Origin of the sequence: Buttiauxella ferragutiae (assembly GCF_022637515.1) — a bacterium.
In the GTDB taxonomy this organism is placed as follows: Bacteria; Pseudomonadota; Gammaproteobacteria; order Enterobacterales; family Enterobacteriaceae; genus Buttiauxella; species Buttiauxella ferragutiae.
In genome coordinates, this window is the sequence record NZ_CP093332.1 from 1,280,703 (window position 1) to 1,304,204 (window position 23,502).

At 49.2% G+C, this 23,502-nt stretch carries 26 protein-coding genes and 3 pseudogenes; 25 read left to right on the plus strand and 4 right to left on the minus strand.

Annotated elements, in window-relative coordinates; all coding sequences use genetic code 11:
• The first annotated feature begins 28 nt into the window (after positions 1–28).
• The 9 genes from hisS to MNO13_RS05815 all read left to right on the plus strand — a co-directional run bounded on the left by hisS (position 29) and on the right by MNO13_RS05815 (position 8,647).
• Complete coding sequence (gene hisS, locus MNO13_RS05775; protein WP_064544461.1) at positions 29–1,303, plus strand: histidine--tRNA ligase; 1,275 nt, start codon at positions 29–31, stop codon at positions 1,301–1,303.
• 36 nt (positions 1,304–1,339) lie between these two features.
• Positions 1,340–1,960, plus strand: coding sequence for a YfgM family protein (locus MNO13_RS05780; protein ID WP_064544463.1), 621 nt, complete (start codon positions 1,340–1,342; stop codon positions 1,958–1,960).
• Positions 1,961–1,970: 10 nt separating this feature from the next.
• On the plus strand, positions 1,971–3,152 hold the full coding sequence (gene bamB / locus MNO13_RS05785; protein WP_064544465.1) for an outer membrane protein assembly factor BamB: 1,182 nt from the start codon (positions 1,971–1,973) through the stop codon (positions 3,150–3,152).
• A 120-nt stretch (positions 3,153–3,272) separates the two neighbouring features.
• Positions 3,273–4,778: a ribosome biogenesis GTPase Der gene (gene der / locus MNO13_RS05790; protein WP_064544467.1), complete on the plus strand. Its 1,506-nt coding sequence runs from the start codon at positions 3,273–3,275 to the stop codon at positions 4,776–4,778.
• Between the two features lie 203 nt (positions 4,779–4,981).
• On the plus strand, positions 4,982–6,244 hold the full coding sequence (locus MNO13_RS05795; RefSeq protein WP_241939628.1) for a tyrosine-type recombinase/integrase: 1,263 nt from the start codon (positions 4,982–4,984) through the stop codon (positions 6,242–6,244).
• A 92-nt stretch (positions 6,245–6,336) separates the two neighbouring features.
• Positions 6,337–7,290 (plus strand): hypothetical protein, encoded by a 954-nt coding sequence (locus tag MNO13_RS05800; protein ID WP_241939629.1) that lies wholly within the window; start codon positions 6,337–6,339, stop codon positions 7,288–7,290.
• A gap of 111 nt (positions 7,291–7,401) precedes the next feature.
• Positions 7,402–7,620 (plus strand): helix-turn-helix transcriptional regulator, encoded by a 219-nt coding sequence (locus MNO13_RS05805; protein ID WP_241939630.1) that lies wholly within the window; start codon positions 7,402–7,404, stop codon positions 7,618–7,620.
• Positions 7,620–8,042 (plus strand): hypothetical protein, encoded by a 423-nt coding sequence (locus MNO13_RS05810; protein WP_241939631.1) that lies wholly within the window; start codon positions 7,620–7,622, stop codon positions 8,040–8,042. The genes MNO13_RS05805 and MNO13_RS05810 overlap by 1 nt, the downstream gene beginning before the upstream one ends.
• 14 nt (positions 8,043–8,056) lie before the next feature.
• A complete protein-coding gene (locus tag MNO13_RS05815; RefSeq protein ID WP_241939632.1) occupies positions 8,057–8,647 on the plus strand; it encodes a BRO-N domain-containing protein in 591 nt (196 codons plus the stop codon).
• A gap of 532 nt (positions 8,648–9,179) precedes the next feature.
• Here the strand turns inward: MNO13_RS05815 and MNO13_RS05820 are convergent.
• Positions 9,180–9,359 (minus strand): YlcI/YnfO family protein, encoded by a 180-nt coding sequence (locus MNO13_RS05820; protein WP_232886307.1) that lies wholly within the window; start codon positions 9,357–9,359, stop codon positions 9,180–9,182.
• A gap of 310 nt (positions 9,360–9,669) precedes the next feature.
• Here MNO13_RS05820 and MNO13_RS05825 point away from each other — a divergent pair, with 310 nt between their 5' ends.
• From MNO13_RS05825 to MNO13_RS05880, 12 genes and pseudogenes are all read left to right on the plus strand, one after another.
• Positions 9,670–9,777, plus strand: a complete 108-nt coding sequence (locus MNO13_RS05825) for a host cell division inhibitor Icd-like protein (RefSeq protein WP_232886351.1) — start codon at positions 9,670–9,672, stop codon at positions 9,775–9,777.
• Positions 9,770–9,979 carry a hypothetical protein gene (locus MNO13_RS05830; protein WP_232886306.1) on the plus strand — a complete coding sequence of 70 codons (210 nt, stop codon included), beginning with the start codon at positions 9,770–9,772 and terminating at the stop codon, positions 9,977–9,979. Before MNO13_RS05825 ends, MNO13_RS05830 begins: the two co-directional genes overlap by 8 nt.
• Complete coding sequence (locus tag MNO13_RS05835; RefSeq protein ID WP_232886305.1) at positions 9,976–10,257, plus strand: hypothetical protein; 282 nt, start codon at positions 9,976–9,978, stop codon at positions 10,255–10,257. Before MNO13_RS05830 ends, MNO13_RS05835 begins: the two co-directional genes overlap by 4 nt.
• Positions 10,254–10,868 carry a hypothetical protein gene (locus tag MNO13_RS05840; RefSeq protein ID WP_241939633.1) on the plus strand — a complete coding sequence of 205 codons (615 nt, stop codon included), beginning with the start codon at positions 10,254–10,256 and terminating at the stop codon, positions 10,866–10,868. The genes MNO13_RS05835 and MNO13_RS05840 overlap by 4 nt, the downstream gene beginning before the upstream one ends.
• 9 nt (positions 10,869–10,877) lie before the next feature.
• Positions 10,878–11,229 (plus strand): annotated as a pseudogene (locus tag MNO13_RS05845) (hypothetical protein).
• On the plus strand, positions 11,222–13,996 hold the full coding sequence (locus tag MNO13_RS05850) for a TOPRIM and DUF927 domain-containing protein (RefSeq protein WP_241939634.1): 2,775 nt from the start codon (positions 11,222–11,224) through the stop codon (positions 13,994–13,996). The pseudogene MNO13_RS05845 and the gene MNO13_RS05850 overlap by 8 nt, the downstream one beginning before the upstream one ends.
• A gap of 169 nt (positions 13,997–14,165) precedes the next feature.
• Complete coding sequence (locus MNO13_RS05855; protein WP_232886299.1) at positions 14,166–14,315, plus strand: hypothetical protein; 150 nt, start codon at positions 14,166–14,168, stop codon at positions 14,313–14,315.
• An 8-nt stretch (positions 14,316–14,323) separates the two neighbouring features.
• Positions 14,324–14,647 carry a hypothetical protein gene (locus MNO13_RS05860; protein ID WP_232886298.1) on the plus strand — a complete coding sequence of 108 codons (324 nt, stop codon included), beginning with the start codon at positions 14,324–14,326 and terminating at the stop codon, positions 14,645–14,647.
• 40 nt (positions 14,648–14,687) lie between these two features.
• Positions 14,688–15,131, plus strand: a complete 444-nt coding sequence (locus MNO13_RS05865) for a single-stranded DNA-binding protein (RefSeq protein ID WP_241939635.1) — start codon at positions 14,688–14,690, stop codon at positions 15,129–15,131.
• Positions 15,132–15,151: 20 nt separating this feature from the next.
• On the plus strand, positions 15,152–15,427 hold the full coding sequence (locus MNO13_RS05870) for a PerC family transcriptional regulator (protein ID WP_232886295.1): 276 nt from the start codon (positions 15,152–15,154) through the stop codon (positions 15,425–15,427).
• A gap of 173 nt (positions 15,428–15,600) precedes the next feature.
• Positions 15,601–15,786, plus strand: coding sequence for a hypothetical protein (locus MNO13_RS05875; protein ID WP_232886294.1), 186 nt, complete (start codon positions 15,601–15,603; stop codon positions 15,784–15,786).
• Entirely contained in the window at positions 15,783–17,675 is a 1,893-nt protein-coding gene (locus MNO13_RS05880; protein WP_241939636.1) for a lytic transglycosylase domain-containing protein, read from the plus strand. The genes MNO13_RS05875 and MNO13_RS05880 overlap by 4 nt, the downstream gene beginning before the upstream one ends.
• 10 nt (positions 17,676–17,685) lie before the next feature.
• Here MNO13_RS05880 and MNO13_RS05885 read toward each other — a convergent pair whose 3' ends face one another.
• Entirely contained in the window at positions 17,686–18,516 is an 831-nt protein-coding gene (locus MNO13_RS05885; RefSeq protein WP_241939637.1) for a hypothetical protein, read from the minus strand.
• Between the two features lie 102 nt (positions 18,517–18,618).
• On the opposite strand from MNO13_RS05885, the gene MNO13_RS05890 reads away from it, so the two are divergent.
• Both MNO13_RS05890 and MNO13_RS05895 read left to right on the plus strand, forming a co-directional pair.
• Positions 18,619–18,804: a hypothetical protein gene (locus MNO13_RS05890; RefSeq protein ID WP_232886289.1), complete on the plus strand. Its 186-nt coding sequence runs from the start codon at positions 18,619–18,621 to the stop codon at positions 18,802–18,804.
• Positions 18,805–19,121: 317 nt separating this feature from the next.
• Positions 19,122–20,084 carry an Abi family protein gene (locus MNO13_RS05895; protein ID WP_232886287.1) on the plus strand — a complete coding sequence of 321 codons (963 nt, stop codon included), beginning with the start codon at positions 19,122–19,124 and terminating at the stop codon, positions 20,082–20,084.
• Positions 20,085–20,110: 26 nt separating this feature from the next.
• Here the strand turns inward: MNO13_RS05895 and MNO13_RS05900 are convergent, their stop codons facing one another.
• On the minus strand, positions 20,111–20,542 hold the full coding sequence (locus MNO13_RS05900) for a recombinase family protein (RefSeq protein ID WP_241939638.1): 432 nt from the start codon (positions 20,540–20,542) through the stop codon (positions 20,111–20,113).
• 231 nt (positions 20,543–20,773) lie between these two features.
• On the opposite strand from MNO13_RS05900, the pseudogene MNO13_RS05905 reads away from it, so the two are divergent.
• Positions 20,774–21,151: pseudogene (locus tag MNO13_RS05905) on the plus strand (DUF2280 domain-containing protein); the annotation flags it as partial.
• Positions 21,152–21,548: 397 nt separating this feature from the next.
• Here MNO13_RS05905 and MNO13_RS05910 read toward each other — a convergent pair.
• Complete coding sequence (locus MNO13_RS05910; RefSeq protein ID WP_232886285.1) at positions 21,549–21,920, minus strand: hypothetical protein; 372 nt, start codon at positions 21,918–21,920, stop codon at positions 21,549–21,551.
• Positions 21,921–22,247: 327 nt separating this feature from the next.
• Here MNO13_RS05910 and MNO13_RS05915 point away from each other — a divergent pair.
• Positions 22,248–23,484: pseudogene (locus MNO13_RS05915) on the plus strand (IS3 family transposase).
• Positions 23,485–23,502: the final 18 nt, after the last annotated feature.

A 23,502-nucleotide genomic window follows, 5' to 3' on the forward strand; every position in this document is an offset into this window, starting at 1 on the left:
TTTTGTATAAATTCGGTAGAGAATAAACGTGGCAAAAAACATTCAAGCCATCCGCGGCATGAACGATTACCTGCCTGGCGAAACCGCCATCTGGCAGCGCATTGAAGGCATTCTGAAACAGGTGCTCGGCAGCTACGGTTACAGTGAAATCCGTTTGCCGATTGTAGAGCAGACCCCGTTATTCAAACGCGCCATCGGTGAAGTGACCGACGTGGTTGAAAAAGAGATGTATACCTTTGAGGACCGCAACGGCGATAGCCTGACTTTGCGCCCTGAAGGCACCGCGGGCTGCGTGCGTGCCGGTATCGAACATGGTCTTCTGTACAATCAGGAACAGCGCTTGTGGTACATCGGGCCGATGTTCCGCCATGAGCGTCCGCAAAAAGGGCGCTATCGCCAGTTCAATCAGTTGGGTGTCGAAGTCTTTGGTCTGCAAGGGCCTGATATTGACGCAGAACTGATCATGCTGACGGCTCGCTGGTGGCGTGCCTTGGGTATCGACAAACACGTCAGTCTGGAACTGAACTCTATCGGTTCTCTTGAAGCGCGCGCTAACTACCGTGACGCGCTTGTTGCGTTCCTTGAACAGCATAAAGAGAAACTCGACGAAGATTGCCAGCGTCGCATGTACAGCAACCCGTTACGCGTACTGGACTCAAAAAATCCAGACGTTCAGGCATTGCTGGATGATGCGCCAACACTTGGCGAGTATCTGGACGAAGAGTCTCGTGAACACTTTGCTGGTCTGTGCCAGTACCTTGATGCTGCCGGTATCGCGTATACCGTGAATCAGCGCCTGGTGCGCGGCCTGGATTACTATAACCGTACCGTTTTCGAATGGGTAACAAGCAGCCTGGGTTCTCAAGGCACCGTTTGTGCGGGCGGCCGTTATGACGGCTTGGTTGAGCAACTGGGTGGCCGGGCAGCGCCTGCTGTTGGCTTCGCAATGGGTCTGGAACGTCTTGTTTTACTGGTTCAGGCCATTAATCCGGAATTTAAAGCCGAATCTGTTGTCGATATTTACCTGATATCGTCAGGTCAGGGAACGCAAGCTAAGGCAATGCTGTTGGCTGAGCAATTACGTGACCAGGTCCCGGCTATCAAGCTGATGACTAACTACGGCGGTGGTAACTTCAAGAAACAGTTCGTCCGTGCAGATAAGTGGGGTGCACGTGTTGCACTGGTGCTGGGCGAAACTGAAGTTGCTAATGGTCAGGTCGTCGTGAAGGATCTGCGCACGGGTGAGCAAACTACCGTTGAACAAGTAAACGCGGTCGCTCATTTACAGGCGCTACTGGGTTAATTTCCCCAGTGATTAATCGTTAAGGAGAAGGACTGCGTGGAAATTTACGAAAACGATAACGAGCAGGTTGATGCGGTAAAACGCTTCTTTGCCGAAAACGGCAAAGCGCTGGTAGTGGGCGTGGTTCTGGGTATTGGCGCACTGGTTGGTTGGCGTTACTGGAATAGCCATCAGGCTGAAAGCTCAATGGCATCTTCTCTTGAGTATCAAACCGTGACTCAAGCTGTGCGTGCTGACCAACCTGCAACGTTGAGTGCAGCAGAGAAATTCGCTGCAAACACGAAGAACACTTATGGTGCCCTGGCATCACTAGAAATTGCTCAGAAGTATGCAGATAACAACGACCTCGCGAAAGCGGCAGCTCAATTGCAGCAGGGTCTGAGCAGTACTAAAGACGAAAATTTGCAGGCGTTGATTAACGTGCGTCTGGCACGTGTTCAAATCCAACAAAAGCAAATTGATGCCGCGCTGAAAACGCTTGATAGCATTAAAGGTGAAGGTTGGGTAGCCATTATCGCTGATTTACGCGGTGAAGCACTGCTCAGCAAAGGTGATAAGCAAGGTGCACGCGATGCGTGGAGCAAAGGCTCACAAACTGATGCTTCTCCAGCTCTGCGCGAAATGATGCAGATGAAAATTAATAATTTGTCGAGCTAAGAGGGACCCGATGCAATTGCGTAAACTACTTGTACCAGGGCTGATTTCTCTGACGCTGCTCAGCGGTTGTTCACTGTTTAGCGGTGAAGAAGATGTGGTTCAAATGTCTCCACTGCCGACAGTCGAAAACCAATTCGAACCTGAAAAATCATGGAGTACTTCTGTTGGTAGCGGAGTGGGTGATTTCTATTCCAATTTGCATCCAGCGTGGCAGGACGGCAACATTTATGCAGCCGATCGCCGTGGTATCGTGAAAGCCGTTAACGCGGATGACGGTAAAGAAGTCTGGTCTGTCGACCTTTCCGAAAAAACGAGCTTTTATACCAGCAACGTTTCGGCACTGCTTTCTGGTGGCGTAACTGTTGAAGGTGCACATCTTTACGTTGGTAGTGAAAAAGCGCAGGTTTATGCGCTTAACACCTCTGATGGTAGTATTGCATGGCAAAGCAAGGCAGCTGGCGAAGTGCTTTCTCGCCCAGTGGTTAGCGATGGTTTAGTTCTGGTTCATACCAGCAATGGCCAGCTTCAGGCATTTGATGAAGCTGATGGTGCCGTGAAGTGGACGGTGAACCTGGATATGCCAGCACTTTCTCTGCGTGGCGAATCAGCACCTGCAGTCGCGTTTGGTGCTGCAATTGTTGGCGGTGATAACGGCCGTGTAAGCGCGGTTATGCTGAAGCAAGGCCAGTTGATTTGGCAGCAACGTATCTCTCAGGCAACCGGTTCGACAGAGATTGACCGTCTGAGCGATGTCGATACGACCCCTGTTGTTGTTAACGGTGTGGTTTATGCGCTGGCATATAACGGTAACCTGACTGCGCTGGACTTACGTTCAGGCCAGGTGATGTGGAAACGTGAATTAGGTTCAGTAAACGACTTTATTGTTGATGCGAACCGTATTTTCCTCGTTGACCAAAATGACCGCGTGATTGCACTGAATGCTGATGGCGGTGTCACGATGTGGACGCAAAGTGATCTGCTGCACCGTAATCTGACTTCACCTGTTCTGTACAACGGTTATCTGGTTGTCGCTGACAGTGAAGGTTATATGCACTGGCTCAACGCTGATGACGGTCGCTTTGTTGCCCAACAAAAAGTGGACGGTTCTGGATTCCAGACTGACCCAGTTGTTGCCAGTGACAAGCTGTTGATTCAGTCAAAAGACGGTACGTTGTACGCTATCAAGCGTTAGACTTGCCTGAAGTAATTAAGAGAAAAACGGTTCCTGTAGTCCGGGAGCCGTTTCCTGTTTTTAGAAACGATGTGATTTGACGTCGTTTTATGATGAATTTTGAGTAATGAGGCTTTTATCATGGTACCTGTGGTTGCGCTTGTCGGGCGCCCTAATGTCGGAAAATCCACGTTGTTTAACCGCTTGACGCGTACCCGAGATGCGCTGGTCGCGGATTTCCCGGGGCTGACTCGCGACCGCAAGTATGGTCGTGCTGAAGTGGAAGGTCGCGAATTTATCGCCATTGATACCGGTGGTATTGATGGAACGGAAGATGGCGTTGAAACACATATGGCTGCACAGTCGCTGTTAGCGATTGAAGAAGCCGATGTAGTGCTGTTTATGGTGGATGCGCGTGCAGGCCTGATGCCTGCCGATGAAGCCATTGCCAAACATCTGCGTTCTCGTCAGAAGCCAACCTTCCTGGTGGCGAATAAAACTGACGGCATGGACCCTGATCAGGCGGTTATCGATTTCTACTCTTTGGGATTAGGTGAAATTCACCCTATCGCAGCATCTCATGGCCGCGGCGTAACAACGCTGCTGGAACACGTGCTGATTCCGTTCATCGATGAAACTAATCCGCGTGAACCGGAAGAAGAGATCGATGAAGATACAGCCTACTGGGCGGCATTCAATGCTAAACATGGCATTGTTTCTGAAGACGACGAAGAGATTGAAGAAGAGGAAGAAGAAGCTTTCAACCCTATCGATTTACCCATCAAACTGGCAATTGTTGGTCGTCCGAACGTAGGTAAGTCAACGCTTACTAACCGTATTCTTGGCGAAGACCGTGTTGTGGTCTATGACATGCCGGGAACCACGCGCGATAGCATCTACATTCCAATGGAACGTGACGAGCGCGAATACATCCTTATCGACACCGCAGGTGTTCGTAAGCGTGGCAAAATCACTGAAACCGTTGAGAAATTCTCGGTCATCAAAACCCTGCAAGCGATTGAAGATGCCAACGTTGTGATGCTGGTTATCGATGCTCGTGAAGGTATTTCTGATCAGGATCTGTCGCTGCTCGGCTTTATCCTGAATAGTGGGCGCTCACTGGTGATTGTGGTCAACAAGTGGGATGGTCTGAGCAACGAAGTCAGGGAGCAAGTCAAAGAGACCCTGGATTACCGTCTCGGCTTCATCGATTTTGCTCGTGTGCACTTCATCTCTGCGTTGCACGGTAGCGGTGTTGGCAACCTGTTCGAATCTGTTCGCGAAGCCTATGACAGCTCCACGCGTCGTGTAAGCACCGCGCTTCTGACTCGCATCATGACCATGGCTGCGGAAGATCACCAGCCACCGTTGGTTCGTGGTCGCCGTGTTAAGCTGAAATACGCTCACGCCGGTGGTTACAATCCGCCAATTGTCGTCATCCACGGCAACCAGGTGAAAGACCTGCCGGATTCCTACAAGCGTTACTTGATGAACTACTTCCGCAAATCGCTGGATGTTATGGGCACGCCAATCCGTATCCAGTTCAAGGAAGGCGAGAACCCGTTTGCCAACAAACGTAACACGCTGACACCGAATCAGATGCGTAAGCGTAAGCGTTTGATCAAGCACATCAAGAAAAGCAAATAAGATATCGCGGGAAATTAACCGCTATCGAAAAAACACTAAGCCCGCATTGCGTCGGGCTTTTTTGTTATCAGGGGCTATCATCAGGATATAAGAAAGCGCATTATTAGAGTGTACCCAAAGGTGTACCTTTGAATTTCATCCTCGGTAGTGGGTACAACATGCTTTGAGATAGGTACACGACTGAATCATTTTGGGTACACGCGATGCCAAAACTTACAGACATGCAGATTCGAGCGTGGATTAAAGCTGGTGAGCATTTTGAAGGGCGCTCTGATGGTAACGGCCTTTATCTTCGATACCGTGAAACCGACAAATCACCAGTGTGGCGCTTCCGCTACAAGCTGGCTGGTAAGGCTCGGGTAATGCTAATTGGCTCGTATACAGATCTTTCACTATCTAAGGCTCGTGATACGGCTAAAGAGTTATCCGCACGTGTCGCACTTGGCTATGACGTTGCAGGCGAGAAGCAGGAAAGAAAATCAGAGGCGCTGGCTAAGATTGAAAGTGAGAAAAACGCCTCCCGTTTTTCAGACATTGCCGCTGAGTATTATTCCCGCCAGATAGCAACCACTTACAAACACCCTGAGCTTTTCCGTAGCAGCCTGCAAAAGAACATCATCCCGATCATTGGGAATATGAAGGTTGAGGATGTTAAACCTCGGCATATTGATAGCGTTCTGCAGGATGTGCTAGAGCGTGGCTCACCAACCGTTGCCAATGATGTCTTGCGCATGATGAAACGCATCTTTGATTTTGCTGTAGTGCGTGGAGTGATTGAAGTTAACCCCGCAATATCATTTGGCTCGAAAGATGCCGGTGGCAAAGAGGAAGGGCGTAAAAGGGCATTAAGCCGCGATGAACTTATCCAGTTCTTTAAGGCGTTGCGCCGTGGTCGGGGCATAAGCCGTGAAAACGAACTGACTTTCAAAATCATTCTGGCGCTGGGTGTACGCAAAATGGAATTGTGCGCTGCTGAATGGGATGAGTTTGATTTAGAGGCTGGCGTATGGTGTTTGCCGGGAGCCAGGGCAAAGAACGGTGACGATATTGATATTCCGCTGCCGGAACCAGTTATTGAATGGATCAAAGAGATTCGCCTGTTCGCCGGGGATAGTCGCTGGCTTCTACCTGCGCGTAAGGCCAGGACAACCGCCCACGTTAGCCGGGCCACGCTTAACATGGTGTTGCCATCGGTCATGAAAGAGATGCCAGATGTTGAGCCGTTTAGCATTCACGACCTGCGCCGCACTATGCGCACCCAGATGGCTGCTATCGGTATAGATCCGGTTATTGCTGAAAGATGCCTTAATCACAGGATTGCTGGAATCGAGGGCATCTATAACCGTCACCAATACTTTGATGAGCGCAAAGCAGCACTGGCACAGTGGGCAGAGTTGCTGGTGGCGCTTGAACGTGGTGAGGAATACAACGTGACGCCATTCAAGAAAACTCATAAGCTGTCATAGTACAGATTGAGCCTAGCCCGACGGGGCGAAAAGCGGCAAACCTTACCGCCTGGCTCAGTCAGTTTTTAAGGTGAAATGCTAAAAGGTGGCATATGTCTGACACTACAAAAATACCATTTTCATTCTGCCGAATTACAAGAGCCGCTGAATTCTTGGGTATCCATGTCGAGGATTTATTAAGCCTAGCCGTATCTGGTCAAATAACACTGTGTGTTAGGCTGGACGGCTTAAAATCTGTCCTATGGGTTGAAGGTAATGCTACTGAACTTAGCGATTGGTATTTATCTTTAAGCACTAACTACAGTGCGATGGCTGCTGCTCGCAACATATCAAAATATACATCCTTCTCTATTGACCGACTGTCTTATGATGAAGAAAACGATGACACTATTTTCCATCCATGGTTCTATCAGTCTCAGAAAGCAGACGAGAGCACTTCTAGTGAACAATCACAAAGCCATCAAGGTAGAGCCTTTGGTTTGTGGGTCCCCCAGCTACCAGTGATCAATTCTTTATTGAACTATGGAAAATCCTCTTTATTGTGGGGTTCTTTAGGTCTTTATCGTACTGACGAAAGTACCCCCGATTTATGTTTAATTCCTTTACCACTTAATCATGATGATATTTGCGATGGTGAAGAAGATGAAAATTATGAAGAGCAATATCCCAATATTGAAATAACAGAAAGTGACTTATGGATAACGTCTGACCAAGTAAGAGAATTGCTAAAATATAATGGTGATTACAGCGATCTTCCAAGCAATGCTCGACGCGGATGCTCAACCAATCCTAATTTGATGCCGGAAATAAAAAAGGTTAATCACATTGCAGAGCACCATGCAACGAATAGAGAAAAGCTATTCAAATCTGCAATATGCTTACTGTCAAAATACCCTGATGAATGTCGGGGTGAGCGCAAAGAGATAAGCCCTGAGAAATGGCGAGATTGCATTCTCGACCATAAAGATGAGATACCGCCGTTAACCATTACTAACGAAGAAGTAATTCTCAAACACTTAAGATCTGCCGCTAACGGCAAGGGGTAGGGTAACTCAATTGTACAGGTACAGTAGAGTTACTGTGCCTTATCCCCCACGTATCAAATAGCTAACTTTGTTCCCGTAACGTCAACCGCTATCAATAGGAGTTACGGGAACATGACAGCACATCAAGCAGCACCATCAGCAATCCCCACTACTGGTTACATTCGCCGCTTCCGTATGCCGGAATTACTGGGCGTATCTATGCCGACCATTGATCGCTGGGTGAAAAATGGCACATTGCCGCGCCCGGTAAAGCTCACCGATAACGTGACCGCATTTGATGCTGTTGAGATTAATCACTGGCTGGCAGAACGCCGTGGAAAGGTGGCGTAATGCAAAATAAAAACCGCCCAGTACAGCAGGCGGCTAATCAGAAGGATGACGCCTTTGATATTAGCCCACCAGCCAAGATTAAACCATCGCCAAAAAAGCACCGTGCTCGCGTTTATATGATGCGTACCGGGATTAATGGCTTCACTGAAAACGAGATACTCCGCTATTGCCGACTGTCCAGCGCCCGCAACTACGCTACCGAGCTGGAACGACGCTTAGATATTTGCCTGGAGCGTATCGACGAGCCAAACGGCGATGGTATCGGTAGCCACTTCCGTTACCACATTACCTGCCGCGCTGACGTTATGCGTGTTATCCAGCTTGTGAACCATAATGCCTCCGCTGGTGGCTATACCGGACTTTCACAGCAGGAAATTAACGACATCCTCACCCTTTACCCGGACGCGTTTAACGCCGCATAACGGAGCCTGACAATATGAACCTGAAAAATACGGCCAATACTGGCCGGGGCCAAACTCACCCTAAAGAACGCTACAGCGATATTTTCAAAGCTGATGAGCAGGATATTTCCGTCATTAAATTTGAAGGTGTGAAAGTGCGCGTGGTGAATATCAATGGTGAGCCGTGGTTCGTTGCTAAGGATATTTGCGGTGCGCTGGATATTGTTAACTCCCGTGATGCGCTGAAGTCTCTGGATGAGGATGAAAAGAATACCGTAGCTTTAACCTACGGTAATCGCGGCAACCCAATTCATGGTGTTGTCGCAGAGTCTGGCTTCTACAAACTGATATCCCGCAGTCGCAAAGCCACCACGCCTGGCACATTCGCCCACAGTTTCACTAACTGGGTGTTCCGCGAGGTGATCCCGTCTATCCGCAAGACCGGTTCATACGGTGTGCCGTTCGCCTTCCTTAATGACCACAGCCGCCGCAAAGCGCAGTACAAGAAGAAAGCCAGCAAGCGTGGTCATGACCTGCAAGCCTGCAAAGGTGAGAAATCCAGCCTTATCACCGAAGAAGCTGAGTTATGGCGTAAGTACCAGCCTGAATTACCGGAGGTTCACTAATGACCGCCGTCCAGAGTAAGGGCTTCCCCCTGGCTGGCCTGCTAACAAATGCTAACCCTCAGAACCTGAAAAAACCTGAAGCAGAGAGCAGCAGCCTGTCATCAATTGTTATGGTTCAGGGCTTAGTAAAACTTAGCCTGAACCTCACAAAACCTCACTTTTGCAGTGACGGAATGATGACAAATGATGACATTTCCTCCGCTCAGCAGACTGCCCGCCTGTTAGCAAATGTTAGTGTTCAGGTCGTTGCAAAGCGTAGCCTGAACCTGTCAAAACCTGACATTCAATCAGCCGAAAGTTTGGCTGAGAACCTAACAAAACCTAACATTCAGAATGCTGTTGCTGGTGGCACCCAAGGCTTTATTGCAGTCACTACGCGAGGCGGGAAGATTAATCGGAAGTCACCACGCGTGGTTAGGGATTTCGGGACAAGTACGCGCACGCGAGCGAAGTTTTCGGTGGCCATAAAAAAGGGCGGGATTATAAATCCTACCCTCTATCTGGACGACAAAGTGATTTTCAGTGCTTTGGATTATTCCGGCTCTTTGGACTTGCGGCGCTGGCGTCGTTTTATTTCGCCTTTTGCTGCTGTAATCAGAAAGCCGGCAGTGCTTTCACCTTCTTCTTTCAGCTTTTCTATCTCTTCTAAATCATCTAGAGGGAGTCGTACAGAAAGCTGTAAAGAACGATTGTTCTTCCTACCTGTTGCCATTACTGAAACCTCTTGTTTTAGGTGGTGTTCAGTATACACAGCAAAATTGATAATAAAACACTTGAAGTGGTGTTCACCAAGTTATACATTGGTGGTGTTCACCTTATCCACAGTTAAAACACAGAAAGTACACAAAACGGCGAAGCCCAGAGGTGCGCTAACACCTTCCGGGCGTCTAACCACCACCGATAGAGCATGTATCGAGGTAGCTATGTCAAATCGTACCACACCCCATATGGGGCGGGCATCACTCAGCCCAAACAAATTCATCTGGCGTTTTCTGGCACTCAGTTCCATCGATCGCAACGTAATGCACATCACCGCCACTACCGAACGTGAAGCCCGTGAGCAATCCCCGGCTGGCTGTGTGATGGTGTTCGCTGGCCGCCTGCCTGTGCTGGAGGTGCCACATGGTTAAGCCATTCATTACTCAACATGCCCAATTCGAGTTTTCCCTGGGTCTTTTACATGGCATTCAGTCATCGTTAATCGCGCTAGAAAAATCATTGGAAATAATGGATAGCGGAGACGTAAAGGCCGCTATTTCGGCTAATCGGTTTGTTGTATCTGGCGTGTCAGAAGCCCTTATTGAATTACAGAAATGGGAGATGGGGAAATGAGCGCAGCAAATCCAAATCCCGCTGAACAGCATTTCAGTGATTATGAACGCATAAATGCCGTAATCGGACGACCACAAATAATTCTGCCTGCCACGCCGGAGAACCAGTCCCGCGACAGGCTTATGCGCGTCAAAGCCGGTATTCATCATCTTTTAACTGAAGTTGTACCGAAAATTGAAAACCAGCAAGACCGCCAGGAGGTTTATGCGTGGCTGGATGGCATGTACTCGATTTTGCGAATTGAAGAATTCTATGCCCGTAGCGAGGCTAAGCCATGAGCAAGCTTCCTGTAATTCCAAGCAAACTCAAATATCAAACCCTAAGCCACATTGAGGCCACTCCGAATGGCATCCGATTTGATAGTCGCATCATTGGCTACAGCGGAGTTATTCGCCAGCTCGAGGCCGGGAAGTTTGATTCCTCACTGGCTAACGGTTTGTTGGTCGTGGCAGAGATCCAACTGGCTGACACTAACAACTGGTTTTCCCCTTCTGATGAGCAGATGGCCATTATCTGGCGCTGGCTGATTGCTTGCATCTTCATCCATGAGCAGCAGGACAAAAACGGCATGGTGATGGTGGAGAGCGAGGACGGCAGTACCAGCCGGGCGGTTCTCTATGCCGGGGAGCATGGCGGCATTGCGATTTATCCATCCACTGAGCGTTGCTCACTGGCGACCCATATCGAGGGTATCGCCATTCAGAAATACGGTGCTGAGGCCGGGTTACAGCGGGCAATTCAGCTTTATCAGGGTATGGCAGAATCCGATCCCGATGGTAACGCACTGCGTTTATCTCAGTGGGGGCGTGAAGGCCTCACGATGCTCCATGACGATTTTATCAAGATGCTGAATACCGAAGGGATTCCAGCCGCACCTGTAGCGCACTGAGGGGACAATATGATCACTAAAAATTTTCGACTTAATGCGCTGGCTAACCAGTACGCCGCCGCGGTGTACAACCGCGTTACCACCACCAGCAATGGTGAGTATTTCATACTAGATGCTGGCGGTGAACCGGTGCGCGTTGACATTGTTAACGGTATTCAGGGTATACGCCCATTGGTGGATAGCTACTTACTGGAACCGCTAAAGGGGACTGGTCCTCTGTGGGAGAATTTCAGCATTACTTTGCTTAGTAAATGCGTGAATAGAGCCGAAGTTACGGAAAAAAGGCTGGGATATATGGCAAAGCATGGTCAATGACATGGGGGCGAGCCTTGCTGATAACGAGGAGGCATTTCATGCGTAACATCGACCTTATCCGAGAAGTTACAGACAATGCTGCTGGGCGCTGGCCTGATGTATTGGCATTGGTCGGGATCACCGTTCCCGATTCACCACGGAAGCACACAGCTTGCCCGGCGTGTGGAGGGAATGACCGTTTCCGTTTCGATGATGGCGGGCGCGGTTCCCACTTCTGCAACGTTTGTGGCGCAGGCGACGGCTTAGACCTGATCCGTAAGGTGAATAACTGCGATAACACCGAGGCGGCGCGTATTGTCGCTGACGCGCTGGGAATTGATTACCGGGCAGCGGAAACCGATAAAGAAGCCGCGAGCCAGCGAAGGAAGCAGGCAGACGCAGGACGCCAGCAACGTGAGCAGGAACGCCAGCAGCAGGTAGCAACAGACGCAGAGCAGCGCCACAAGGAGTTTACCCACCGTTACCAGATCATGAGTCAGAAGGTCGTACAGGGCGAATCTGAGTACCTGGTATCAAAAGGGCTTGCTGGGTTCAGCTATCCGGTAATGCCTGACGGCTCGTTACTGCTTGCGCTGGTGGACGAATCCGGGGTAGTCACCGCCGCGCAGACCATTACTACCAGTGGTGAAAAGCGCCTGTTATCCGGTTCTGCAAAGCGCGGGGCATATCACGCCATAAACGCACCAGTAACACCGCACACCATTATGATTGCCGAAGGGCTGGCAACCGCTTTAAGCGCTCACCTGATGTGTCCTGACGCGCTGGCAGTGTGTGCCATTGACGCTGGCAACCTGTTACCGGTTGCGGAGCTGATGCGAAAGAAATACCCAGAGGACAAAATTGTCCTCATAGCCGATAACGACCAGCAGGGAGGAGGCTCCGAAACCGGAGTCACCAACACCGGGAAGATTGCCGCAGAGAAAGCCGCCATTTCCGTGGCTGGCTGGGTATCAGTACCGCCAACAGACCATAAAGCAGACTGGAACGACTACCACCAGCAAAACGGGCTGGAAGCCGCTATGCAGACATTTAATGAATCTATGTACCAACCGCAGGGGGAAGGCGTGGAACCAATGCTACAGGCCATTGATGGCGGCAAGGTTACGGCAAGGGATAGCGATCCACTGAAGCCCCGCATTGAGAACCGGAAAGATGGTGTGTTCTGGGTTACGCCGAAGGTGGACAAGGAAAGTGGCGAGATCATCAACAATGAAAGCTGGCTGGCTTCACCAATGGACGTAATCGGTACCGGGCGTGATGACAAGGATCAGTATTTGATTATCCGCTGGTTGGCCTTTGGTTCAGATATGCCAACAACAGCCGCCATTCCCCTGGCTGATATTGGTGAGCGTGAAGGTTGGCGCACAATTAAAGCGGGCGGGGTTAACGTTACGACCAAAAACAGCTTACGGGCAACCTTTGCCGACTGGCTACAACGTAGTGGTTCGCGTGAGTTGTGGCGCGTTGCTCATGCCACTGGCTGGCAATGTGGTGCTTACATCATGCCGGACGGGGAGATCATCGGCACACCTGTACATCCGGTTTTGTTCAGTGGCCGCAGTTCTGCCGCTGCAGGTTATGCCATCCGGGGCACAGCTGAAAGCTGGCGCAATAGCGTTGGACATCTGGCGTATGGCAATTACTCCATGATGACCGCCATCGCCGCAGCACTGGCAGCACCATTAATCGGACTGGCTGAGGCTGACGGGTTCGGCATTCACTTTTACGAGCAATCGAGCGCAGGCAAGACCACCACAGCGAATGTGGCGAGCAGTTTATACGGCAACCCGGACTTATTACGGCTGACGTGGTACGGAACTGCGTTAGGGCTGGCAAACGAAGCGGCTGCCCACAATGACGGACTGATGCCGCTGGATGAAGTCGGACAGGGGGCAGATCCCATAAGCGTCTCACAGTCTGCCTATGCGCTGTTTAATGGCGTGGGGAAACTGCAGGGGGCTAAGGAAGGCGGCAATCGTGACTTAAAACGCTGGCGTACAGTGGCTATTAGCACAGGGGAAATGGATTTAGAAACCTTCATTGCCACTGCTGGGCGCAAGACCAAAGCCGGGCAACTGGTGCGGCTGCTTAATATCCCGTTGAGTAAGGCTGTACGCTTCCACGACCATCAGAACGGTAAACAGCATGCCGACGCACTGAAAGATGCTTACCAGCATCACCACGGGGCAGCGGGGAGAGAGTGGATCAAGTGGCTGGCAGACCACCAGCAGCAGGCCATTGATATCGTACGCGAGTGTGAGGCCCGCTGGCGCAGTCTTATCCCTGCCGACTATGGCGAGCAGGTTCACCGCGTGGCCGCACGCTTTGCCATTCTGGAGGCGGCGTTGCTGCTGGGTGAGGTTGTCACCGGGTGGGATGTGCAGACCTGCCGGGATGCGGTACAGCATAGTTACAACGCATGGGTACGAGAGTTCGGCACCGGCAACAAAGAGCATCAGCAGGTTGTTGAGCAGACAGAAGCGTTTCTCAATGCATACGGACTTAGCCGCTTTGCGCCGTTCCCATACAGTTCAGCAGATATGCCAGTTAAGGATCTCGCAGGGTATCGCCAGAAAGGTAATCATGACGAAAGTCCTATGATTTTTTACACATTCCCCGGGGCATTTGAAAAAGAGATTGCGCAGAACTTTAACCCTAAACAGTTTGCCGAGGTTTTGAAAAATGCGGGGATGCTGACACCGCCTACAAGCGGGCGCGGTTATCAGCGTAAATCACCTCGTATCGACGGGAGGCAAATTAACGTATACGTCCTGACTTACCAGCCGGAGGACTATAGCCAGCCAGAGGAATAGCATTCCTCACATACGTAGAAAAGGTGTTGGTTCAGTTGGTTCAGTTGGTTCAGTAAATAAGCTTCATTGTTTTATAAGGGTTTTAACAGTGATGTTGAACCAACACTGAACCAACAAATACCGCTTTTGAACCAACACCAGCAGATCGAGGCATTCACCCTGGCAGGCAGTGAACCAACACAAAGGTACGCTGAACCAACGCAAAATTGCTGATGTTGGTTCAGGGAAAGTGAGTAATGGCGCGGGCTGGCGGGCAGTGAACCAACTGAACCAACTGAACCAACAATATTTCTGTTATGTATACCAAATTGACGACTAGGGGATGTAATGAACGAAAATGTACAGAAATTAGTAGAAAACACAGTTAAAGACATACTACTGGGAAATACGGCATTAACTTTTCTTTTTGCTGTTCCACTGGCTTATATCGTCAGGAATGGTCTGGACATTGGCATATGGCTCCTCACGTTATTTATAGCTCCGGCACTATGTGGTGTTGGAACTTGGATCGTGAGCCGCATTCAGCATCATGCCAGCGATTTCTTTCATTCCAGGTGGGCAAGGCAGGGTTACGTTGCATATGTTCTGGTATCTGCTGAGCTTTTGGTTATTTATTCGATTACTCAAATAATTAGAACGCTTATTAAGTAATAAACACCGAGACCGAGATATTTAAACAAGAGGGTTACACATGACAGCACAAATTTCAGCATACGGACGGCTGGTGGCAGATCCCCAGACCCGCACCACAGCAAGCGATAAGCAAATGACAATGGCGCGGCTGGCGGTATCTCTGCCCTGCCATACGGGGCCGAACGGTGAGGCTACTTACTGGCTGGGCGTTGTGGCATTTGGCAAGCAGGCCGAATTGCTGGCGAAGCACCAGAAAGGCGACCTGATAAGCGTGGCGGGCAACATGCAGCTAAACCAGTGGGCAGGACAGGACGGCGTACAGAAGGAGCAACCGCAGGTTATAGCCGACAGCGTGATAAGCGCAAGAACAGTACGATCCGGAGGTAAGACAGGGTCACAGGCACAGGCACAGGCCACCTGCGACCTGAATCATGCCCAGCAGCAGAATAACGGCAACGAGTACGACCAGACACCGCCGTTTAACGATGAAGTGTCATTCTGATAAGCACGGAGAACAAACCAATGGTGAAAGACAGTAAGGCTGAGGCGCTGGAAGCTAAAGGGCTTTATCGCCGTGCGGCCTCGCGCTGGCTGGAAGTACTGGAGCAGTGCGTCAGTGAGAACGATCGGGAGTGGGTGGCATCACGTCGAGCCCGATGTATTGATCTCGCCAGATTGCCACCGCAACAGGCTGAGAATTTTGGCGACCTGAGCCGAGCAGCAAAAGAGACACAGCAACGCATGGGGATAGCGCAGCCCGGCGGGGACGCATTTCGGCTACCCGGAAAAAAGAAGTAGCCTGAACATAGGCAAAATATTTTGCCGATGCTTTCCGGTACCAGCGTTACTTCATAGTCCACCTGAACGGTGGCTTTTTTACAGTCTTTTGTTGCAATATTTGCAATGATAATTTGTTGTGTTGCGTTTTATGAAATAAAATTAACCTGTATAAACATACAGAGAGACATGAAATGGCACAGAACCCAAACTTTAAACCGGTATTGCTCACCAAAGAGCAGATGGCAGAAGTTAAGCGCATTCAGGATGAAGAACGCAGCAAATCACCACTTAATGTAGCGCCATCTTTAAACGCGATAGTGCGAGGGCTAATGGACAAGGCATTGACCAGCATTACTGTCGCGGAGGGTAATGCATGATCATTAGTGAACTGGCCTATAAAGTCACAATCCGTGCCGATGAGTTCCTGAATGGTAAAAAGAAAGTAGCGGATGGTGCCAGGGAGCTTGGTGATACGGTCACCAAAGAGTGGGAAGGGATTGGCGACACAGCAAAGACTACCGGTGAAGAAATCGTCAAAGTTGGCGATGAAATTCAGCGCTCGAATAAAGAAACAGGGAAGTCGCTGTCTGACGCTGGCTTTGACGCTAAGAAGTTCGGCACTGCGGCGGTATCGTCATTCCGTGGCGTTACTGCGGCGGCTGCCGGGTTCCTTGGGATTGGTGCCGGGTTATACGGTGTTAAGCAGTTATTCACCTCTACGGCAAACGAGATAGTCAGAGCCAGCCAGCAGGCTAAGTTCTTTGGCTCTGACGTCAATAAGATGTTCGGGGTACAGCGTGGCTTTAAGCAGGCAGGGCTTAACGGTGATGCGTTTATCTCTGCTTCCGGAAATGCCCGCATGGCCCTGGCTAACATTGCTGACCCTACAGTGTTCGGCGGTCTGACCGGTGCCGCTCAAAACCTTATGGTGCTAGGCGCTCGTACCGGCCTGAATATTAATAACCTTGGCGACCCCAATAAGGCGCTTGGAGAGTTCACCAGTTACGGGAAGAAGCATTCGCAAGAGAACCTGATGCAGGTTATGTCGGCATCTGGTTTTGACCCGACAGACGCAGCCAAAATTAAATCCGGTGAGTTGAAGTCGCTTGTCGATTCCGAAACGAAGAAGTCGAACATCACCGCCGCACAAGTGAAAAAACAGGAAGATCTGGTGGCAACGCTTGGCCAGCTTGATTCCCAATTCACGCGACTGAAAACTGATTTAGCGACTGCCTTCGCACCGGACATTATCAACGGAATGAAAGCGTTCGGCTCATGGATTGAGAAGAACCACGGTAATATTATCGGATTCTTTGATGCCGCTGGTAATACCACTAAGAGATTTACTGAGGCTGTAGGTGGTGCTGAAAATGCGCTCAAACTTCTGGCAGCAGCCTATGTGGGTAGCAAAGTGACAGGCGGGCTAGTTCCTCCTTGGCTGTCTGGGCTTATTGCGTATGGCACTTACCTTCACAATGATCAGGGCAATATCAAAGACAGCGCCGATTCATCGCTGAGCTATACAAAGCGAAACATTGGCGACGCAATGCGTTCTATTGGTATTGATACCGAATATGGCCGCCCAGAAGGAACAGTATTGGGTGATAACATCCAATGGGACATTCCCGGCTCTACAGATGGACTCTTAAATGCTATTAGGAAAGTAGAGTCTAGTGACGGAGCGAAACTGTATAGCCCTAAAGGAGCTGTCGGCGAGTATCAAATTATGGCTGATACAGGCAGAGAGCTTGGATTGCGTATTGACTCGCAGGTAGACGAACGGCTTGACCCTGAAAAATCAAGAGCAGCATCCTCAATTTATATCAGCAAGATGCTGAAGAAATACAATGGAAATCTTAACGATTCCCTCATGGCCTACAACTGGGGGCCTGGTAATGTTGACCAGTGGATAAAACAGGGAAGAGGTGATGGCTTTACTGACAAGGATGGAAATTGGAGGCCATTGCCAAAAGAAACCAGGGAGTACGCCGGAAAGATTCGCAGTGCGTTGGGCGGTGGGGGTGACGGATCTAGTGGTGCGCCTGATAATGTCGCCTACTACACAAAACAGCGTAATTTGACAGAAAGCAGGCCATATCAACTGTCATCAAGCGGCAGCAACCCACAGGTGACAAACAGCACACATATAAATACTGTAAATGTTAACAGCAACCCACAAACAGTTGACGCACTCAATGAGAGCATTAAGCGACAAAGCCAAAGGGCGTCAACAAATGCGGCGTTCTCTAGTGGTATGGGAAGGTGAGTTTTATGATTTATTTCGCATTACTCCCCGCCCATTCAGCGACAATCGCCATATATTTGTTGCCAGGATACGAAAACTTGCTTAAATCACCTTGGTTAGAGCTTATAGTTATTTTTTGTGGACTATCTCCGTATCTCCCGTTTGACACTGCGTAGACCATCACGTTCTGACAGACAATGATGGCTTGCTCATCATATCCATGAGCAGTAACCATCTGTGTAAAGCTGAAGTTGCTCAGAAAGCTATTCTCTTTAATGGCTTTCTCGCATGTTTCTCTAATTGACAAGCCGCCCTTAACCTTCTTGGTGTTAATGAAGTAGTTATATGCGGTATTAAATTGTTCTTGCGTGTGATTTTTTGTAAGAAGCGGGAACCCGATATCCGTATCAAGCGCGGTATCTTTCCTCGCTTTTTCTTCAGAAGCAATTCGCTCTCTTTCAGATTCCTGACGGGCGAGGTCTGGATGCAAGCTCATGAAGTAATTCATTGAGATTTTTTGCGCGTCCCATACAGCATTTACGCTCAATGGTGCCAACCCGGCATCTCTGAATCGAGTTGCTAAAGCATTCCAGTACAAAGACAGTTCTGTTTTATTTTGAGAGTCTCTCGCGGCGGTGATCCCATTAATGCACATGGTACCAACAATTTTTCGCAATTCTTGTGGGGTTAACCCCTGAGTCGAAGCCCAGTCTCCCCAATTACTTACGGCTTTATTAGTAATCACTCCACATTCTTCAAAAGCATTTTCATAACTTTTATTTTTCTGTGTAGAAGAAATTGACGCTCCTGATGTAAGCATGGCCAACAGACCGATGGATAATGATATTGTTAAGGTTTTCATGCCGATGTCCTTATATGGTTTCGCTGATTCTACTCATTAACTGCCGTAATAACACGCAGGACGGTAGTCCTTTTTGATAACCACCAGCCAGGAATAATAACTATGACGCCACGCGAAATAGAATTGCTCACCATTGCCAAGCTGGAACATGAAGGCCACCAGCTCACCCCGGCAGACGAGCGCGAGATACACCGCTCGATACAAGACAGCATCGCGCACCGTAACCGCTTCAGAAGCATGATGACCAGCCCGGCCTTCCAGTGGAAGAAGCCAGAGCCGCGCCGTTAAGCAACACTCGCACTTAACACAGAGCGTTCGTGATTTCGGTATTTTAAATGAGTTGAGTCAAATTAACGCCAACGATAGGTATAAACAATCAATACTACAGATATGCATTCTTGCTCACGCATGCAACTACATCTAGTGCTTTCCTGTCTAATTAGATACAAGTTAGGTCTATTCGTCGCAAGCATTCACGTTGACATTTTCTACTTTACATATAGATTTAGCAGCAACTGAGCCCGGCCCCCTGGCTTGAGTCTTACGAAAGTAAGGTGATAGTTATGGCCGGGCCTTCTTATATCTAAGGGGAAGGAAATCCTTTAATGGCTGATCCGGTAAAAGTTCATAAAGAATATGACGAACTAATCGATCTGCTACTTTCCCGCGGCATGGATGTACCCGATCGCTCTCATGCAATTAAAAAAATATCCCAAGTTGGCTATTACAGACTTTCTGGCTTTTGGTATCCGTGTCGAATCCCACACATAACTCCAGAAAAAATCAGAACCCGACTAAACCAAGTTCGTCCGGGAACAAATTTCCGGGCTGTATACGACCTTTATTTGTTCGATAAACAACTGCGCCTTTTGATGATTAATGCTTTAGAGCGTATTGAGGTTTATGTCCGTTCTGTTATTGCACATGAAATCGGTAAAATATCCCCTCTTGGCTACCTAGATGATTCCATAATCAACCCCAAACACTTTAGAGCGCGTTCGAATGGTCGCTGTAGTGCGAGGGAAGAGTGGCTCTCCAAGCATTCCAATGAAATTGCTAAGAGCAGGGAAGATTTTATCAAATGGCATGAAGGTAGGTATGAAGGATTGCCATTCTGGGTAGCGATTGAAGTTTGGGACTTTGGTTTGATGTCGAAATATTATGCAATGCTGAAAGATAGCCATCGCAATGGGATACTTTCCAGACTCGGTATTGCTGCTGGTAATGGCGCTATTTTCCAGAACTGGCTTAGTGCCATGAATGTTCTTAGAAATCGCTGTGCTCATCACTCACGTATCTGGAACAAAGTTAATGAGCCCAAAATCATGCCATTGCCTAACCATCCTTACTTTCAGCGTTTAAACATGAACGATGACGCTTATGAAAGGATGTACGGAATGATTGCAGTACTATGGTTACTGGTGAAAGAGATCGGCCCTGGCTCTAACTGGATTAGGCACATTGCTGATTTGATTGATACTAAACCGTACCTGCCGGGTTGTAATTTGACGGCTATGGGATTTCCTAATAACGACGGATTCCCTCGAGCCCTATTCGGCATTGATTAATCCTTAGCACTAGTTTATCTAAGAGATTAGCCAGCCAGTATCGTTTTCAGCTTGTCGGCATTGATACCCTGTCGTTTCCAGCCGCTGTAAATATCCTTATCCCACGCTTTACCTGCTTTCGTCTGATACCCGGCGTCATTAAGCCGTTCAGCGATAATGCGCCCGTTATCCAGGCCTTCCCTGATGGTATCCGCAACAATCTGGAGCACCGCCGCTTCATTGTAGGGCTGAGGTGGTATCCCTTGCTTGCCTCCAGCCAGCGCTGCCGCTGCCGCTTCCATTCGCTCCACCAGCGCCAGCAGACGATTATCAGGGGTGCTGTCTGGCAGGTTCAGTTTCTGGCGCACAGCGTCAATCAGCCATGCCGTTTTATCGGTGCTTGACTCATTCACAGCAGAGTTGAACACCCCGGACAGTTCAGCAGGAACGCGGAAAGTAACAGACAGTGACTTGCTCATGATGGTTACCTGATAAATAAACAGGTGGATATTTTACCAGTGTAAGGCAACGTAAGACAGTGATGAAATTCAATATGCTGGGTCCCGGATGTAAACTTTAGAGCGGTACGCAAAGCAGAAGTACGCAAACAGGTACGCAGCGAAAACGCATTATCTGAACGCGTACTTATCAAAATGGAGCGTGGTAAAATTGGCATAAATTTATGACTGAGTATGACAAGGCGGTGATCAATGGCAGCACTAACAACAGCGGTTAAAGCCTACATAGTACAGGCGCTGGCCTGCCTCGATACACCATCCCAGGTAGTAAAGTCCGTCCAAGAAGAATTCGGTTTAGTTATCACGCGTCAACAGGTCGAATCGCACGACCCAACAAAGGCGAATGGTAAGAAGCTGGCGCAGAAGTGGGTTGAGCTTTTCCACTTCACCCGTGAGCAGCTTCAGAAAGAATTATCAGGCATTCCGATCGCTAACAAAGCAATCCGATTGCGTTCACTGGACCGGATGGCTGATCAGGCTGAGAGCATGAAGAACTACCCACTGGCAGCAAAGCTTATTGAACAGGCTGCGAAGGAGTGCGGTGATATGTATACCAATAGGAAAAAGCTGTAACGGCCCAATGATGGTTTGGTATCCATGCTGGTGGTATCCACCGAAACGCATGGTTTCCATTCGTGAGGTTTCCGCGCAGGTTTCCAGCAGAACGGTATGGTTCGCAAACCCTAAGTTCGCCCTAAGATTCGCACCGAAAAGCACTGTTTCCATGTGGCACTTTTAATAAATAAGTGCCACATGCTATAGGCCACCATGTGGCACTTTTCCTGATTAAGTGCCACATGGTCTTTCCCGCCATGTGGCACTTCTGTCGAGAAAGTGTGACAGGTATATATAACATTAAAGGGGGGGGTGCCTGGACAATCAAAAAAGCAGCATCGCTTTGGTTTGCTCGGGAAAATGCTTACCACCGAAGTGCCTTATCTGAGTGGCAACTCAATTTTGAGTCGGGTTAACCAACCCTAGCGCACTCACCATCAATCGCGTTATCAGGCCCAACGCTATCACGCACAACAGCACATTGACCTGGCAGACCGTAACGAGAACAGTTACACCATACACCTTTACCAGTACCCGATTGTGTAGTGTCCTGCCGTTGTTCGTAGCTGGTTATCTTTTCCAGCAGGCCATCATTAACCATCGCCTCAAGTGTACGCCTGGTGGATTCGAGCTGGTGGCGTTTGTCGAATGACTCCATGCCATACAGAAGGTAAGCCACGCCGGATACATCGAACGGGGGAACACCAATCTCACCAGTCACCCATTTACGATTCTCTGGCTCAAAGTACGTGAGTATCTCTTTTTTGCGGCTGGTCATTCTCATGGCTGGCTGATTCCTTATTGTGGGATAGATCTATCATACATTAAGGATGGCGCGAGAAATTGATAGAGTGAAAAAATGTAGAACAGGCGAGCACTGCTGTTTTCGATGTACACATGGGTGTACCTAATTTTAATGTAAAAAATAAATATGATTTAAAATCAACATTGTTTCCTGTGTATTTGCTATTCACATCAAGAAAAGCAAATAAAACTGCGCGGTTACCAGCCGTTAGCAAAACAAAAAGCCCGCATCGCGGGCTTTTATACATTCAGGTGACCCGTCCTAAATAGCGTTGACACATTTAACTCGCAGGCAGAGGAAAATGTGATGAACCAATATGTTAAACGCACACAACGCGATTACCCTCTATCCTTTAAACTGGCCGTTGTCGAACAGGTCGAAAAAGGGGAAATGACTTACCGTCAGGCGCAAGACCGCTACGGTATTCAGGGTAGCCACACCGTCATGACGTGGTTGCGCAGATACGGTCAACTCGACTGGCACTCCTCCTCTCTCGCAAGAAAGTGCGGAGCTACTATGCCCAAAATACCTCTTACTCCCGAACAACGGATCAAAGAACTCGAGCAGCAACTGGCTGAATCAGAAATAAAAGCCCAGTTTTTTGAAGCTGTCGTGAAGGTAATGAATACCGAGTTCGGAGCCACACTGACAAAAAAGCAGTTGGCCACCTTATCACGCAAGCACAAACGCCGGGACTCACAGTAATGCGTGCTTGCCGGTTCATGGGGATCAGCCGACAGGCGTGGTATCAATCCCTGCAACGTGAGCGCGGAAGAGAAAGACAGGCGCAGCATATCGTTGAACAGGTGACGACCATCCGGCTACACCAGCCCCGGCTGGGGACACGTAAACTGCATTATTTATTGCGACAGCAACCAGAGCCGGCACTCCATGTCGGTCGGGATCGTTTGTTCCAGATACTGCGTGGCGCACGATTACTGGTAATACCGAAACGGGCGTATCACAAAACGACTCAAAGCCATCATCGCTTTTATCGTCATCCTAACTTATTGAAGGCGGGAGAAAATCAGGTTGTTGCCAGCCGCCCGGAGCAGGTGTGGGTCGCGGATATCACGTACCTTCCCCTGCGTAAGGGAACGGCGTACCTCAGTCTGATAACAGACGTCTGGTCGAGAAAAATCGTGGGATATCATGTGCATGAAAGTCGGCATACCCATCATGTGGCTAAGGCGTTCAGAATGGCGCTGGTCAGCAGGCGTACAGCACATCCACTGGTGCATCACTCAGATCGGGGTGTGCAGTACTGTTCAACAGAATATCAGGCACTACACCAACGCCATGGGGTCATCTGCTCGATGACAGACGGGTATGACTGTTATCAGAATGCGCTGGCGGAACGGGTAAACGGGATATTAAAAATGGAATATCTGCTCGGGAAGCCAGAAGATATCGGACAGGCAAGAAAGATGGTCAGGGAGTCGGTGGAAATCTACAACACGCGGCGGCCACATCTGTCGCTAAAATACAAAACGCCCGATGAAGTTCATCGGGCGTTGTAAGGCCGAAAAGTGTCAACCTATAGCAGGACTAGTCAAGGCTA

Bases quoted from the DNA above. Each gene is read 5' to 3' on its own strand.
- bamB (WP_064544465.1), top strand. From the start codon at position 1,971: ATGCAATTGCGTAAACTACTTGTACCAGGGCTGATTTCTCTGACGCTG.
- der (WP_064544467.1), top strand. From the start codon at position 3,273: ATGGTACCTGTGGTTGCGCTTGTCGGGCGCCCTAATGTCGGAAAATCC.
- MNO13_RS05795 (WP_241939628.1), top strand. From the start codon at position 4,982: ATGCCAAAACTTACAGACATGCAGATTCGAGCGTGGATTAAAGCTGGT.
- MNO13_RS05800 (WP_241939629.1), top strand. From the start codon at position 6,337: ATGTCTGACACTACAAAAATACCATTTTCATTCTGCCGAATTACAAGA.
- MNO13_RS05805 (WP_241939630.1), top strand. From the start codon at position 7,402: ATGACAGCACATCAAGCAGCACCATCAGCAATCCCCACTACTGGTTAC.
- MNO13_RS05810 (WP_241939631.1), top strand. From the start codon at position 7,620: ATGCAAAATAAAAACCGCCCAGTACAGCAGGCGGCTAATCAGAAGGAT.
- MNO13_RS05815 (WP_241939632.1), top strand. From the start codon at position 8,057: ATGAACCTGAAAAATACGGCCAATACTGGCCGGGGCCAAACTCACCCT.
- MNO13_RS05820 (WP_232886307.1), bottom strand. From the start codon at position 9,359: ATGGCAACAGGTAGGAAGAACAATCGTTCTTTACAGCTTTCTGTACGA.
- MNO13_RS05825 (WP_232886351.1), top strand. From the start codon at position 9,670: ATGCACATCACCGCCACTACCGAACGTGAAGCCCGTGAGCAATCCCCG.
- MNO13_RS05830 (WP_232886306.1), top strand. From the start codon at position 9,770: ATGGTTAAGCCATTCATTACTCAACATGCCCAATTCGAGTTTTCCCTG.
- MNO13_RS05835 (WP_232886305.1), top strand. From the start codon at position 9,976: ATGAGCGCAGCAAATCCAAATCCCGCTGAACAGCATTTCAGTGATTAT.
- MNO13_RS05840 (WP_241939633.1), top strand. From the start codon at position 10,254: ATGAGCAAGCTTCCTGTAATTCCAAGCAAACTCAAATATCAAACCCTA.
- MNO13_RS05850 (WP_241939634.1), top strand. From the start codon at position 11,222: ATGCGTAACATCGACCTTATCCGAGAAGTTACAGACAATGCTGCTGGG.
- MNO13_RS05860 (WP_232886298.1), top strand. From the start codon at position 14,324: ATGAACGAAAATGTACAGAAATTAGTAGAAAACACAGTTAAAGACATA.
- MNO13_RS05865 (WP_241939635.1), top strand. From the start codon at position 14,688: ATGACAGCACAAATTTCAGCATACGGACGGCTGGTGGCAGATCCCCAG.
- MNO13_RS05870 (WP_232886295.1), top strand. From the start codon at position 15,152: ATGGTGAAAGACAGTAAGGCTGAGGCGCTGGAAGCTAAAGGGCTTTAT.
- MNO13_RS05875 (WP_232886294.1), top strand. From the start codon at position 15,601: ATGGCACAGAACCCAAACTTTAAACCGGTATTGCTCACCAAAGAGCAG.
- MNO13_RS05880 (WP_241939636.1), top strand. From the start codon at position 15,783: ATGATCATTAGTGAACTGGCCTATAAAGTCACAATCCGTGCCGATGAG.
- MNO13_RS05885 (WP_241939637.1), bottom strand. From the start codon at position 18,516: ATGAAAACCTTAACAATATCATTATCCATCGGTCTGTTGGCCATGCTT.
- MNO13_RS05890 (WP_232886289.1), top strand. From the start codon at position 18,619: ATGACGCCACGCGAAATAGAATTGCTCACCATTGCCAAGCTGGAACAT.
- MNO13_RS05895 (WP_232886287.1), top strand. From the start codon at position 19,122: ATGGCTGATCCGGTAAAAGTTCATAAAGAATATGACGAACTAATCGAT.
- MNO13_RS05900 (WP_241939638.1), bottom strand. From the start codon at position 20,542: ATGAGCAAGTCACTGTCTGTTACTTTCCGCGTTCCTGCTGAACTGTCC.
- MNO13_RS05910 (WP_232886285.1), bottom strand. From the start codon at position 21,920: ATGAGAATGACCAGCCGCAAAAAAGAGATACTCACGTACTTTGAGCCA.